This window comes from Nesterenkonia halophila, from assembly GCF_009467795.1.
In the GTDB taxonomy this organism is placed as follows: domain Bacteria; phylum Actinomycetota; class Actinomycetes; order Actinomycetales; family Micrococcaceae; genus Nesterenkonia; species Nesterenkonia halobia.
This window is the reverse complement of record NZ_WIAX01000001.1, coordinates 87,574-100,632: the sequence shown is the minus strand read 5'-3', so window position 1 is coordinate 100,632 and position 13,059 is coordinate 87,574. Positions and strand designations below refer to the sequence as shown.

Annotated in this window: 12 protein-coding genes; 4 read left to right on the top strand and 8 right to left on the bottom strand. The window is 72.8% G+C overall.

Annotated elements, in window-relative coordinates; translation table 11 throughout:
- The 4 genes from resB to GCL72_RS00470 form a co-directional block, all read right to left on the bottom strand.
- Window positions 1-1,776, bottom strand: coding sequence for a cytochrome c biogenesis protein ResB (gene resB, locus GCL72_RS00485; protein WP_153142744.1), 1,776 nt, complete (start codon window positions 1,774-1,776; stop codon window positions 1-3).
- Entirely contained in the window at window positions 1,776-2,531 is a 756-nt protein-coding gene (locus GCL72_RS00480; protein WP_153142743.1) for a cytochrome c biogenesis CcdA family protein, read from the bottom strand. The genes resB and GCL72_RS00480 overlap by 1 nt, the downstream gene beginning before the upstream one ends.
- Window positions 2,528-3,190: a TlpA family protein disulfide reductase gene (locus GCL72_RS00475; RefSeq protein ID WP_425486753.1), complete on the bottom strand. Its 663-nt coding sequence runs from the start codon at window positions 3,188-3,190 to the stop codon at window positions 2,528-2,530. Before GCL72_RS00475 ends, GCL72_RS00480 begins: the two co-directional genes overlap by 4 nt.
- Before the next feature lie 311 nt (window positions 3,191-3,501).
- Entirely contained in the window at window positions 3,502-4,206 is a 705-nt protein-coding gene (locus GCL72_RS00470) for a histidine phosphatase family protein (protein ID WP_153142742.1), read from the bottom strand.
- Between the two features lie 104 nt (window positions 4,207-4,310).
- On the opposite strand from GCL72_RS00470, the gene GCL72_RS00465 reads away from it, so the two are divergent.
- Complete coding sequence (locus tag GCL72_RS00465; protein WP_153142741.1) at window positions 4,311-5,387, top strand: hypothetical protein; 1,077 nt, start codon at window positions 4,311-4,313, stop codon at window positions 5,385-5,387.
- Between the two features lie 121 nt (window positions 5,388-5,508).
- Here the strand turns inward: GCL72_RS00465 and GCL72_RS00460 are convergent, their stop codons facing one another.
- Window positions 5,509-5,955, bottom strand: a complete 447-nt coding sequence (locus tag GCL72_RS00460) for a hypothetical protein (protein WP_153142740.1) — start codon at window positions 5,953-5,955, stop codon at window positions 5,509-5,511.
- A 102-nt stretch (window positions 5,956-6,057) separates the two neighbouring features.
- Between GCL72_RS00460 and purN the strand changes: the two genes are divergently transcribed.
- Together purN and GCL72_RS00450 are read left to right on the top strand one after the other, a co-directional pair.
- Window positions 6,058-6,639, top strand: a complete 582-nt coding sequence (gene purN / locus GCL72_RS00455; RefSeq protein ID WP_153142739.1) for a phosphoribosylglycinamide formyltransferase — start codon at window positions 6,058-6,060, stop codon at window positions 6,637-6,639.
- A 76-nt stretch (window positions 6,640-6,715) separates the two neighbouring features.
- Complete coding sequence (locus GCL72_RS00450) at window positions 6,716-7,624, top strand: DUF4031 domain-containing protein (RefSeq protein WP_153142738.1); 909 nt, start codon at window positions 6,716-6,718, stop codon at window positions 7,622-7,624.
- A 300-nt stretch (window positions 7,625-7,924) separates the two neighbouring features.
- Here the strand turns inward: GCL72_RS00450 and GCL72_RS00445 are convergent, their stop codons facing one another.
- Together GCL72_RS00445 and GCL72_RS00440 are read right to left on the bottom strand one after the other, a co-directional pair.
- Complete coding sequence (locus tag GCL72_RS00445; RefSeq protein ID WP_153142737.1) at window positions 7,925-9,448, bottom strand: cell division protein PerM; 1,524 nt, start codon at window positions 9,446-9,448, stop codon at window positions 7,925-7,927.
- Window positions 9,449-9,561: 113 nt separating this feature from the next.
- Window positions 9,562-10,320 carry a TSUP family transporter gene (locus GCL72_RS00440; RefSeq protein WP_153142736.1) on the bottom strand — a complete coding sequence of 253 codons (759 nt, stop codon included), beginning with the start codon at window positions 10,318-10,320 and terminating at the stop codon, window positions 9,562-9,564.
- A gap of 199 nt (window positions 10,321-10,519) precedes the next feature.
- Here GCL72_RS00440 and GCL72_RS00435 point away from each other — a divergent pair, with 199 nt between their 5' ends.
- Entirely contained in the window at window positions 10,520-11,779 is a 1,260-nt protein-coding gene (locus tag GCL72_RS00435; RefSeq protein WP_153142858.1) for a glycosyltransferase family 4 protein, read from the top strand.
- Window positions 11,780-11,806: 27 nt separating this feature from the next.
- Here GCL72_RS00435 and GCL72_RS00430 read toward each other — a convergent pair whose 3' ends face one another.
- Window positions 11,807-12,985 carry an App1 family protein phosphatidate phosphatase gene (locus tag GCL72_RS00430; RefSeq protein WP_153142735.1) on the bottom strand — a complete coding sequence of 393 codons (1,179 nt, stop codon included), beginning with the start codon at window positions 12,983-12,985 and terminating at the stop codon, window positions 11,807-11,809.
- Window positions 12,986-13,059: the final 74 nt, after the last annotated feature.

The following is a 13,059-nucleotide window of genomic DNA, read 5'->3' as shown; positions in this document are numbered from 1 at the left end:
TCACTTCTCTCGTCCGGACGCGCCGCGGCCGCGTCGGCCGGGCCCGTCCTGCTCGTCGGTCGGCGTCTCATGGTGCGCCTGCTCGGGCGCGCGCACCGGCCACTGCTTCTCGAACCGGGACCGCAGCGCGATGGTCTCCTCGCGCAGGCGGAAGTCCTCTCCGCGGGCCAGCAGCCCGTAGGTCACCAGCGTGCGGCCGGCCTCGTTCGTCGTCGCCGTCACCCACGCGCGACGCCGGCGCAGGAACAGCGAGAGGATCAGCCCGGCCAGCGCGGCCAGCGCGAAGATCAGCACGCCGGTCTTGCCCGGGTTGTAGTGGATGTCGATGCCGATGTAGTTGGTCACTCCGTCGAAGCTGATCGAGCCCAGTCCATCGGGCAGCTCGGCGGTCTCGCCCACGCCGAGCGAGAGCCCGCCGGACTCGGAGGTCCGGGAGTTCAGCTCGGTCAGCCCCTCGGTGTCGAGCACGTAGACGTTCTGCGGCTCGCCGGAGTCCAGCCCCAGATCGCCGGCGTAGGAGTTCAGCTGCAGCTGCGGGTTCTGCAGCGCCGGATCCACGGAGACCGCCGCGCCGGAGTCACCCTCCTGGGCGGTGGGCAGCAGCAGTCCGACGAAGCTCAGCTGCTCCGGCCGGGCGTCGGGGGCCTTGATCACCACGGTCGAGGTGTAGACCGAGTCCTGCGCCCGGGCGACCACCGGCCCGGAGTAGGCGACGTCGCCGGCGCCGTCACGGACGGTGACCTCCGGGGCGTAGCCGTTGCCGACCAGGAAGACCCGCGCGCCGCCGAAGGTCAGCGGGTGGTTGACCTTCAGCTCGTGCTCCTCCGGCTCGGCCCCGGGCTCCTCGCGGACGGTGACGTCGGCGGTGAAGTCCAGGGGCTGACCGTAGTGGCTGGGGTTCTCCCGGTCGAAGATCCGCTCGAAGCTGTCCAGCGTGACCGAGAACGGCTCCATCTGCGACTCGTCGAAGGCGGTGCCCGGCACGAAGTTGTCGTAGGAGACCAGCGAATTGACGAAGCTCTCGTCCTCGGTGACGATCTTCTGCCCGCTGTAGCTGAACATCGACCCGGCGGCCACGCAGATCAGCACCCCCACCAGCGAGACGTGGAAGAGCAGGTTGCCGATCTCGCGCAGATACCCCTTCTCGGCGCCCACCGAGGCGGGCACCTCGCGGCCGCGGGCGTCGGTGCTCGCCTCGCGGACGTCGACGCGGTAGCGCCGCCCCTTGAGGACCCGCGCCGCCTCCCGGACCGCCTGCTCGGGGGCCGGGCCGTCGTCGTCGAGCTCCACGGCGCCGTGCTGGGGCAGCCGCTCCAGCCGGCGCGGCGTCCGCGGCGGCGGGGAGCTCATCTGCTCCAGGTGCTTCTTCGCCCGCGGGATGATGCAGCCCACCAGCGAGGTGAACAGCAGCAGGTAGATCGCCGAGAACCAGAAGGAGGAGTAGACGTCGAAGACCTGCAGCGAGTCCAGGATCGGCCCGGCGGTCGGGTGGTCGTCGAGCCAGCGCTCGACGGCGGCCTGCCCCTGCACGCGCTGCGGGAACAGCGAGCCGGGCACTGCGGCGACGGCGAGCAGGAGCAGCAGCATCAGCGCGGTGCGCATGCTGGTCAGCTGGGTCCAGGCCCAGCGCAGCATGCCGACCGGGCCCAGCGCGGGCACGGCGACGTCGCCGCGGCGCCGACCGGAGGACGCGCCGGAGCCGCCGTCGGCGGTGGACTCGGCCTCGGTCAGCGCGTCCTCGCGCGCATTGTCACGGTGGGCGGACGGCTGGGTCATCAGATGGGCAACCTCACCTCGTTGGCGAACCAGTCCTGCAGAGCATAGACCCACAGGTTCCACACGCCGGTCAGCATGAGCACGCCGATGAGGATCAGCATGCCGCCGCCGGCGCGGGCGACGACGACGCGGTGCCGTCGGAAGAAGTCCACTGCCCGCATGCCGCGGGTCAGCCCCATGCTGATGAGGATGAACGGGATGCCCAGGCCCAGGCAGTAGACGAAGACGAGCAGCGCCCCGCGGGCGGGGTCGCCGCTGACGGGGGTGGACATCGCCAGCACCGCCGCCAGAGTGGGGCCGATGCACGGCGCCCACCCCAGGCCGAAGGTCGCGCCCAGCAGCGGGGCGCCGAGCAGTCCGTCGGGCGGGCGGCGCGCGATGCGTCGTTCGCGCTGCAGCGGGGTGAAGACTCCCATGAAGACCAGGCCCATGAGCACCACCACGGCGCCGAGGGCCTGGGTCAGCCAGCCGCCCTCGACCCGCAGCCACACCGTGGCCTGCGAGAACAGGAAGCCGACGAGCAGGAAGATCACGGAGAAGCCGAGCACGAAGAGCACGGCGCCGAGCACCAGCCGGGCGCGCCGGCGGTCCTGCAGCTGCACTCCGGAGAGGCCGGTGACGTAGCCGAGCCAGCCGGGCACCAGCGGCAGCACGCAGGGCGAGAGGAAGGAGACCAGGCCGGCGAGCAGAGCCACCGGCAGCGACAGCAGCAGCGAGCCGTCGGTGACGATCTCGGCGAAGGGGTTGCCGCTCATGCCTCCGCGCGCTCCTCGAGCGCAGTGGAGATCAGCTCGTCGAGGATGCTCGGCTCGGCGGCGCCGAGGATGCGGGCGGCCACGCGGCCCTCGACGTCCAGGACCAGCGTGGTCGGCACCGCCGACGGCGGCACGTAGTCGGTCATCGTGAGCATGACCTGGCCGTCGCGGTCCTCGAAGGAGGGGTACTCGATGCCGAAGTTGCGCTCGAAGGCCGCCGCGGTGCTCTCTGAGTCACGGGTGTTGACTCCATAGAACTGCACTCCCTGGTCGGAGTACTTCCCGTGCAGCTCCGCCAGGTCCGGGGCCTCGGCGCGGCAGGGGGCGCAGGCGGCGTACCAGAAGTTCAGCACGACGACATCGCCGCGCCAGTCGGCAGGGCCGGTGGTCTCGCCGGAGAAGGTCTCCGATTCGAAGGTGACCGGCTCGCCGCGGTCGGCTGGGGCGAACTCCTGCACCGAGCCGTCGCCGGCGACGTAATTCTTCCCGTCGTCGCCGGCCTGCTGGGCGAGGTCGTCGTTCTCCGCCCCGCAGGCGCTCAGCGCGAGCAGCCCGGTCAGCAGTCCGGCACCGCCGAGCACGGCACGACGACCCACCGTCCGTCGCTCGACGCCGCCCGGCGGGGCGGGCTCGTTCGGCGAATCCTGGGAAGGTGTCATGGAGCGGTCCTCGGGAGAGCGGGGCTGCCGTGCGTCGGACGCCGGCAGACGGTCGTGCGGGTCGGCGTCGCCGACGTCGAGCGGGCCGCGGGACGGCTCCGCCGGCACAATTCTACAGCGCGTAGTAGGACCCGACGGCCCATGGCGACTCCGTGTGACCGGGCCCGGGTCCGACGCGCCGTCGTCCGACGCCGTCGGGGACCGTACCAGCGGAAGCTCGGTGCGGCCTGACCAGCTGGTCTCCGCCCGCTCACTGCCCGCTCACCGGCCGGCCGCCGGCCGCCGCGCGGCGTCGGCCTCGGAGGTCAGTCTCAGGCGCCGGGCAGCGCCGTCGCGTCCTTGAGCAGCTCGCGATTGGGCTCCTCATAGCTGACCGCCTCGACGCCGTCGGGGCCGACGTGCAGCGAGGTGATCGAGGTCAGCGAGCATTCGCGGCTGCGCGGATCGTGCCACAGCCGACGGTCCTCGGCCCACAGCCGGGTGACCCAGATGGGCAGCTGGTGGGAGACGACGACGACCTCCGCGCCGTCGCCGTGCTCGGCGACCGCCTGATCGGAGAGGTCCTTCACCGCGGCGAGCACGCGGGAGACCTGCTGGGTGTAGGGCTCGCCCCAGGAGGGCCGCAGCGGATTGACCAGCAGCGGCCAGCGCCGCGGACTGCGCAGATGCCGCCGCACGTTCGACAGCCCCTCGAAGGCGTTCTCCGCCTCCAGCACGCGGTCCTCGCCGACGATCTCGAGGTCCAGCCGCTCGGCAATCGGCGCGGCGGTCTGCTGGGCGCGCAGCAGCGGCGAGGCGGCGAGCAGGTGCACCGGCCGCCCGGCGTCGGCGCGGCGGCCGAAGTGCTCGGCGACGCCGTCGGCCATGCGGCGACCCAGCTCGGAGAGCCCGTAGCCGGGCAGCCGCCCGTAGAGGACCTTCTCGGGGTTCTCGACCTCGCCGTGGCGGACCATGTGGACGGTGGCCGACGCCGGCCGCGAGGCGGCGCTCGGGTCGGGGGTGCTCGATGATGCCATGGGGACCAGTCTGGCAGAAGGCGTCTGTCTGCGCGGATCGCCGGGCGATAGGCTGAATGCCGAGATCAGAGACTGTCCCCACCGGCACGAGGAGGACCGGAGCCATGACCAGCTCTCCGGACGAGCACGACCAGCAGACCTACGGGCAGCCGACGTCCGGACCCCCGGCGTATGGGCAGTCGGCGTCCGGGGAGCCGGCCTACGGACAGCGGTACGACCGCCCCTCCGGAGAAGCCCAGCCGCAGCCGGGCCAGCAGCAGCCGGGATCGGCTCAGCAAGGGTGGGCGCAGCCGGGCTGGAACCAGCAGAGTCAGGACCAGCAGGGTCAGTACCAGCAGGCGCAGCCGCCCCATCACACGCAGCACTGGGCGCAGGCTCCGGCTCAGGGACAGCCGACGACCGCCCAGCAGCCGTCCGACCAGCGAGGGCCGGCACGCGGCTCCCGGCCGATCACGCTGGTGCTCAGCATGATCCTGCAGCTGGTGGCCGGCACGCTGCTGCTGATCGGCGGAGTCGTCGTCGCGATGAACCTCTTCTCCGCGGACCCGGCGACCGTCATGGGCGGGATGGGGTATCCCTACACCGGGATGGGCTACCAGGATCGCGCCGACCTGGTGATGACCTTCGGCGTGCTCGCCCTCATCGGCGCCGTCGTCTTCGCCGCCCCGTACTACGCGCTGGCCTTCTTCAGCACGATGGGGTCGCAGGTCGGGCGCATCCTCGCCACGATCTATCTGGCTCTCAGCCTCACCTCGCTGGTCTTCACCCCATGGAACCTGCTGCTGGTGGTCGCGCCCAGCATCGCCGCGCTGGTGCTGCTGTGGGTGCCGCAGAGCACCGAGCACGTGCGCCGTGTCCGGGCCGCGAAGGCACCTGCCGCGGCGACCGGGACCTACCCCGTGCAGGCCTATCCGCAGCAGGCGTGGCAGCAGCCCGCCGCGCCGCAGGCCTGGCAGCAGGGGTACGGCCAGCAGTCCTACGGCCAGCCGGGGTACGGCCAGCAGAGCTATGGGCACCAGGGGTACACATCCCAGGGCTACGGCCAACAGCCCTACGGCCAGCAGATCGCCCAGCCGCAGCACGGATCACCGGACTCCGCTTCGCAGAACCCCGACTCGGCCGGGCGGGCACCGTCGTCCGAGCAGGACCCGCAGGACCCCTCGGACGACGCCCCGCGCTGAGCGCACGAAGGTCACAGCCGGAGCAGCCGACGAGCAGGGGCCGCACCGTGGGTCCACGGTGCGGCCCCTGCTCGTCGCGACGGACTCTCGCTCGGTCGGCCCGGCGCGCCTCAGGAGGTCGTCAGGGAGACATCCCCGGGATCGTGGAGAGCATGTCCTCCTCGTAGTCGCTCACGCACTGGTCGCTGGACCGCTGGGTCAGCGCCTCGGCGCGGCATTCGTCGTAGGTCGCCGTCGCCTCCCAGAAGATCGCCTGTGCGGCGCCGGTGAGCCCGAACAGCCCGCAGCAGAGGATCCCGACGACGGCGCTGACGCGGATCATCGGCGGCAGGCGACGCCGGATCGCCGCCACCAGCAGCACGATCCCGCCGACGACGCCGGCGAGCCCGGCGATCGGCGTGATCAGCCGCCACGGCAGCGGCACCTGGAGCCCGATGTAGGCCAGCACCAGCGCCAGCACCAGCCAGCCGGTGGACCGTGACCAACGACGCAGGATCTCCGGGTCCGTCTCGACGGGACGACTCTCCTGGGACCCCGGCCCGGAGCCGTTCGGCGGTGCAGTGCTCATGGCACACCAGCCTACGCGTCGCGCCGTCGTCGGCTCACCTTGACCAGACCCGACCGTGGGTCGAGGCGCGGGGGTCGGGGCCGGACCAGTAGGCTGGCCTCCATGCGCATCGTGGTCCTGGTCTCCGGCTCGGGGACGAATCTGCAGTCGCTGATCGACGCCGTCGACGCCGGCGAGCTGCCCGTGGAGATCTCCGCCGTCGGCTCCGACGTGCCCGACTGCGGCGGCCTCGCCCGCGCCGAGAAGGCAGGGCTGATGACCTTCTCCGTCCCGCTGGCCCGCGGCGACGACCGCGAGGCCTGGAACGCCGCGCTGCGCGACGCCGTCGTCGCCCATGCCCCGGACCTGGTGGTGACCGTCGGGTTCATGCGCATCCTGGGCCCGACGTTCCTCGACGGAGTCGACGCGCCGATCATCAACACCCATCCGGCGCTGCTGCCATCCTTCCCCGGCGCCCATGCCGTCCGCGACGCTCTGGCCCACGGCGTGCGCGTCACCGGCTGCACCGTGCACCTGGTCGACGCCGGCGTAGACACCGGTCCGATCATCGCCCAGGAGCCGATGCACATCCTCGACGGCGACGACGAGCAGGCCCTGCATGAGCGGATCAAGCGCCTCGAGCGGCGTCTGCTGATCGACACCCTGGCCGCACTGGCCGCCGGCCGGAGGCTGCCGACCAGCTGACCGCCCCTCCGGCGCCCGGTCCGGCCGCCCCCGTCCCCTGATCCCGCACCCGCCCGTCCCGGAGATCGATGACCCCATGACGATCTACATCGACCCTCCTGCCTGGCCCGCCCACGGGACGCTGTTCTCCCATCTGATCTCGGACGTCTCCCTCGACGAGCTGCACGCCGCCGCCGAGCGCGCCGGGATCAGCGCCCGTGCCTTCGACCGCGACCACTACGATGTGCCCGCGCATCGGCACGACGAGCTCGTCGCCGGCGGCGCCGTGCCGGTCCCCGGCTCGCAGCTGGTGCGCATCCTCGCGCACAGCGGGCTGCGCGTGCGCAGCATCGAACGCCCGGAGAAGGTCCGCGGCCGACTCGCTCTGGCCTGGGACCGCCTGCTGCCCGCGGCGCCGGAGCTCGGCGAGGAGCTGCTCGAGCGCTGGGCCGAGCCGCATCGGCACTACCACTCCCCCACCCACCTGGCCTCAGTCCTGGCCGCCGTCGCACGCCTGGAGCGGGCGGGCGAGCTCGCCGGCCCGGTGGATGACGCCGCCCGAACGGTGCGGCTGGCCGCCTGGTTCCACGACGCCGTCTACGCGGGCGCGGGCGTCGCCGGGGACGACGAGGAGGCCTCCGCCGTCCTGGCCGAGGAACGCCTGGCGCCGCTGCTGGACGCCGCCGAGGTCGCCGAAGTCGCCCGGCTGGTGCGGCTGACCGCGTCGCACGACCCGGGAGACGGCGACGTCGCCGGGGCGGTGCTCGTCGACGCCGATCTTGAGGTGCTCGGCCGTGCGCCGACGGCCTACGCCCGCTACGCCGAGCAGGTGCGTCGCGATTTCTCCCGCGTGCCCGACGACGCCTTCCGGCGCGGGCGGGCGGCGGTGCTGCGCCGACTGCTGGACCAGCCCCGGCTCTACCGCACGACGAGCGGGCGCGAGGTCTGGGAGGACGCGGCCCGGCGGAACCTGCGCGAGGAGCTGCGCCGGCTGGGGGGGGGGTGAGCTGCAGGGCTGAACTGCAGGGCTGAGCAGGACGAACGAGCCGGGGCTGAGGGGCCCGCGCCGGGACGCCGTGCGACAGGGCCCGGTTCCTGGCCTCGGCCTCAGCGCAGCCCGTTCCACCCCGTCCAGTGGGGCGGGGCACGACGGCGACCGCGGTGCGTCCGCCCGGCGGACCAGATCGCCCCGTCCAGCTGGACGGGCCCACCGCAAGGCCCCGTCATGTTGCGTTCTCCTCGTCCAGTTCGACGAGGCCCGACGAACTCGACGAGGCGAGCCGGCGCTCACCGCCGGGGCGAGTCCTCAACGAGCGCCGTCGCTGCCGAAGCTCTCCTCGTCACCGCCGCCGTCCGGGCGCTTCTTCGCGCGCCGGGCCTGCGTCGTCGCGCGCTTCGCCTCCCGCCGGGCGACCTGCTTCTCGATCTTCCGCCGGTCGCGCTCCTCGTGCTTCTCCCGCCGCGCTTCGCGCCGTCGGCGGACCCGCTGACGACCGGTCGCCGCGTCGGGGGCGAGCCGGTGCAGCATCGGCGAGATCAGATAGCCCAGCAGCGTGCCGGCCGCGACCCAGGCGGCCACCAGCCCGGCGGCGAGCAGCGACGGCGGTCCGATCTCGGTCATCCGCCCGACGCCCAGCGACAGGCGGGAGAGCCACAGCGGCCCGAGCAGGATCAGTCCGGCGGTCAGTCCGGTCAGCAGCGCCAGCACCAGCGAGGACAGCATCAGCGAGGCCGGACGCCAGTCGATCCGCAGCGCGAACCAGTCGTCCAGATGGTTCTCGCCCTCGCGCATCAGCCACCAGCCGGCGACGATCCCGGCGAGGACCACCAGCGCCGGGGCGAGCATCGACGGCACGGAGGAGCCGGCGGGCAGCGCACCGAGCAGGGGCACCGCCGGCAGGCTGGAGACGTCGACGGCGTGCGGGGCCACCTGGGTGCCGGCGCCGACGGAGAAGCCCGCTCCGGCGACGTAGGACAGCGTCCACAGCACCAGGTTCGGCAGCAGGCCCAGATGCACCAGCGTCAGCCCGACGACGCCCAGAACCCCGGGATCGAGCTCCTGGTAGATATTGGCCACGTCCATCCAGTGCCGGGCGATCTGGACGGCCAGCAGCAGCGCCGAGAGCCCGACGGCCGCGACCACCGCCAGCGTGCCGGCGCGCACCATGGCCCACAGGTAGGAGCCGGCCCAGCGCAGCTTCTGCGAGAACGCCGCCACCCGGGACTCCAGGTCGACGCCGATCAGCCGGGTCCAGGACTGTGACTCGGAGTAGCCGCCGGCCAGCGAGCCGACGCCCATCACCAGGGCGGCGAAGGCCGCCGCGAGGCCGGGCTGCACGCCGAAGGCGGCGTCGTCGGCCAGCACCGCGACACCGGCGCCACCGGCGGCGTAGCCGACGACCAGGGTGATCATCCCCTGCCAGAGCTGGCGGGTCCACGCGCCGCGGGCCACCCGCGCTCCGGCCCGCCAGGCCAGCGCCAGGGGCACTGCGGTCAGGCCCATGGGCAGCAGGTGGAACCATCCGCCGTCGGGAGCGTCCAGGCCGCCGCCGAACGCGCCGGGTTCGAGGCTCAGCACCACCGGGGTGCCGTGGAGCACCAGCCAGATGCGGGCGGAGAGCGTGGCCAGCGATTCGACGTCGACGGCGGAGAGCCCGCCGGCCAGCCCGATGGCCAGCACCGGCACGGCCACCATCAGGGCGCCGGCGAGCAGGACCTGGACAGCCTCGATCAGGCCGAGCAGCCACAGCGGCGGCGGAGGGAGGCGGAGGGTGCGCGTGCGCCGGCCGGCGTCGCCGGCGGAGGTCGGGTCCACGTGGGTGCGGGTCATCGTCCTCCATCGTGCCAGGCCCCGGTTCCGCCTGCGCGCGGACAGACCGGCGTTCACCGAACTCCCAGGATGGTGGAGCGCCGGCTCGGGCCCGACGATCCTCCCGCCCGGCCTCAGGCGAGCATCAGCTGCACGCCGGTGACCAGCGCGAGGACCGAGCCCAGCGAGGCCAGCAGCACCACGAAGCGGCGCACCGACTGCTCGTGCACCCGGCGCTGGATGCGCTCGCCGACCAGGATGCCGACGACGATCGCGACGGCCGCGCCGATCCAGCCCCAGAGCGGCATGTCGGGCAGCTGACCGTCGTCCAGCGAGAGCTTGATCAGGAAGGAGCACAGCGAGAGCAGGATCCACACCGGCTGCAGCGTGGCGACCATCTCGCGCACCTGCCAGCGGGCGAGCACTGCATAGATGGTCACCGCCGGACCGCCCACTCCGCCGAGGACGGTGCCGACGCCGGAGCCGACGCCGGTGACGGCCTGGGCGGTGCGCCCCTCGCCGTCGACGCGGGTGGCCACGCGGCTGAGCACCACCGAGCTGGCCAGCCCGAGCAGCACCAGCGCGGCGACGAGGACGTAGAGCGGGCCGGCCGGGGATTTCACCGAGACCCAGGCCGAGGGAGCCATGACCAGCACGGCGGGCACGCTGATCCAGAGGACCTTGTCCCAGCGGATGGAACGCCAGACGCGCGGGAGCACCAGGACGGGGGCGAGGATGCTGATGAAGTTCACCAGCATCACACCTTCATGGGCGCCGAGCAGGACGACCATGAACGGAGCCATGATCATCCCGAAGCCCATCCCGGCGATCCGCTGCACTGTGGCCGCCAGCAGGACGAACCCCACGATGCCGGCCGTCAGTGCGATGTCCAATGCTCCGCCTCCTGTGCTGGTGATCCGTCGCGCGTCCCATGTGACGCGCGTCATGTGCGTCGTCGCGGTGATCCCCGACGCCGACACACTGGACGACTCTACGCGGAGGGCGCCGAGCTTCGCACTGTTCGGCCGAGGTTCACCGAACTCTCACGCGGAGGTCCGCCGCCGGTGACATGCCCGCGCCATGCTGGGGGTCGTGAAGGTCGTCGTGGTCGCTGAATCATTCCTCCCGCACATGAACGGCGTGACGAATTCCGTGCTTCATGTGCTCGCCCACCTGCGCCGCCGGGGCGATGACGCGGTGGTCATCGCCCCGGGCAGCTCGATGCTGGTGCCGCCGACCTCCGACGCGGTCGAGCGCAGCGAGGAGCAGGTCGAGGGCTTCCCGGTGGTCCGGGTACCCTCGTTGCCCTTCCCCGACTACCCCACTGTGCGCGTGGCGGCGGGCTTCGTGCTGCGGATCCGCCAGCTGCTGGACCGGATCGGGCCCGACGTCGTCCACGTCGCCTCGCCCTTCGTGCTCGGCTGGCGCGCGATCCAGGCCGCCCGCGACCTCGGCCTGCCGACCGTCTCGGTCTACCAGACCGAAGTGCCCACCTACGCGTCGCGCTATCGGCTGCCCTGGGCCGAGGATCTGCTCTGGCAGCACGTCGACCGCATGCACCGGGCCTCGACGCTGACGCTGGTGCCCTCCTCGTTCTGCAAGGCTCAGCTGCGCGACCGCGGGATCCGCCGGCTGAAGACCTGGCGCCGCGGCGTCGACGGCGAGCGCTTCTCCCCGGCCCGCCGCGACGAGTCCCTGCGGGCCGAGATCGCCCCGCACGGCGAGCGGCTGGTCGGCTTCGTCGGCCGCCTCGCCGCGGAGAAGCAGATCGAGGATCTGGAGGCGATCGACGCGCTGGACGGGGCGCGGCTGGTGATCATCGGCTCCGGTCCGCAGGAGGAGGAGCTGCGCCGGCGACTGCCGAACGCGCACTTCGCCGGCTTCCAGAGCGGCGACGACCTCGGCCGCCATGTGGCCAGCCTGGACGTCTTCGTCCACCCGGGCGCCTCGGAGACCTTCTGCCAGACCATCCAGGAGGCCATGGCCGCGGCCGTGCCGGTGGTCGCCGTCGGACGCGGCGGTCCGCTGGACCTGGTCGACGGCGGCCGCACCGGATGGCTGTACCGCCCCGGAGACTTGGACGGGATGCGCTCGGCGGTCGAGCACCTGGTCGGCGACGCCGCCGCTCGGGCCCGCTTCGGCGCCGCGGCCCACGAGACGGTGGTCGAGCGCACCTGGGAGGCGGTCTGCAACCAGCTGATCGGCCACTATGCCCGAGCCGTCGACGCCAACGAGAAGCTGCAGCGGCTGCATGCGAAGTCGTTCCTCCACCAGCAGAGCCGGCTGACCGGGCTGTTCGCCGACTTCGGCGACTGGGAGTCCTTCGGCGACCAGTTCCTGCCCCGCCGCTGAGCGCCGCCGGCAGCTGCGGAGCCGGAGCTAGCCGAGCAGCCCGTGGCGCTCCAGCTTGGCGACGATGTCCTTGCCGTCGGGCCCGTAGATCCACGGGATGCGGCGGCCGCCGACCCGCTGGACGCCGGCGAGCTCGCCCGGCCGCCCGGCGTCGTCGCCGGAGCCGCCGGGCCCTCGCGCTGCGTCCTCGCGCTCGTCGACGCCGCCCAGCAGCGATTCGGCGTCCGGGTCGCTGGCGCGGCCGCCGGCCAGCATCGCCTCGGAGTAGGTCAGCTGCCGGATGATCACCGCGCGGACGTTCTGCGGGTGGCGACGGGCGAAGTCGGCGTAGATGGACGGGTCGTGCTGGCCGTCGTCGCCGATCAGCAGCCAGGACATCTCCGGGAAGTCCACCGCCAGGCGTTCGAGCTCGGCGACCTTGTGCTCGGCCCCGGAGCGGAACCAGCGCTCGTCGGTGGGGCCCCAGTCGGTCAGCAGCAGCGGTCCGCGCGGATACAGGTTGCGGGTCAGGAACCGGGTCAGCGCCTGGGCGACGTTCCACGCGCCGGTGGAGAGGTAGAGCACCGGCGCCTGCGGGAAGCGGCCCATCAGCCGCTCCATCATCACTGCGATGCCCGGCGTCGGGGTGCGGGCGTGCTCGTCGAGGACGAAGGAGTTCCAGGCGGCCAGCAGCGGGCGCGGCAGGCGGGTGACCACCACCGTGTCGTCGACGTCGCAGACCACCCCGGTGCGCGCGGCGTCGGCGATGATGCGAACGTCCGCGGCGGCCGGCTGCGCGCCGTCGGCCTGCAGGGTGACCCGTCGCCAGCCGGGCTCGAGGTCGACGGCGATGACCGTGTCGACGATCCCGCCGCGGTCGGCGACGACGTCGAAGGTCCGCCCGCCGGCGGTGATGGTGACCTCGGCGAAGGGCACCGGCGCGGAGATGAAGTTGCGCCAGCCGCGGAAGCCGTCGGCGATCAGCTTGGTGACGCGGCGGCCGTTGACGAAATGCGAGTCCGGGGCCATGACGACGCGCGAGAAGACCCGGACCCAGTGCTGGGTGCCGTAGCCGACCATGGAGAGCACGGTGACGTTCTGCCGCCGGCGCCGGGCGAGATCCAGCCGGAGCTGATGCCAGCGGTCCTCGGCCTTCATCGCCCGGTTGCGCGCGGCGTCCGCGTAGTGGCGGCCTGCCGCCGCCGCATCCTGTGCCACCTCAGTCACGGGACCATCCTGCCACGGGGACGGCCTCGACGGGCCGCCCGGATTCCACGCCCCGCATCTCGTAGGCTGGTCTC

What these genes read in the sequence shown, in the direction of transcription:
- resB (WP_153142744.1), bottom strand. Translation starts at nt 1,776, where the DNA reads ATGACCCAGCCGTCCGCCCACCGTGACAATGCGCGCGAGGACGCGCTG.
- GCL72_RS00480 (WP_153142743.1), bottom strand. Translation starts at nt 2,531, where the DNA reads ATGAGCGGCAACCCCTTCGCCGAGATCGTCACCGACGGCTCGCTGCTG.
- GCL72_RS00475 (WP_425486753.1), bottom strand. Translation starts at nt 3,190, where the DNA reads ATGACACCTTCCCAGGATTCGCCGAACGAGCCCGCCCCGCCGGGCGGC.
- GCL72_RS00470 (WP_153142742.1), bottom strand. Translation starts at nt 4,206, where the DNA reads ATGGCATCATCGAGCACCCCCGACCCGAGCGCCGCCTCGCGGCCGGCG.
- GCL72_RS00465 (WP_153142741.1), top strand. Translation starts at nt 4,311, where the DNA reads ATGACCAGCTCTCCGGACGAGCACGACCAGCAGACCTACGGGCAGCCG.
- GCL72_RS00460 (WP_153142740.1), bottom strand. Translation starts at nt 5,955, where the DNA reads ATGAGCACTGCACCGCCGAACGGCTCCGGGCCGGGGTCCCAGGAGAGT.
- purN (WP_153142739.1), top strand. Translation starts at nt 6,058, where the DNA reads ATGCGCATCGTGGTCCTGGTCTCCGGCTCGGGGACGAATCTGCAGTCG.
- GCL72_RS00450 (WP_153142738.1), top strand. Translation starts at nt 6,716, where the DNA reads ATGACGATCTACATCGACCCTCCTGCCTGGCCCGCCCACGGGACGCTG.
- GCL72_RS00445 (WP_153142737.1), bottom strand. Translation starts at nt 9,448, where the DNA reads ATGACCCGCACCCACGTGGACCCGACCTCCGCCGGCGACGCCGGCCGG.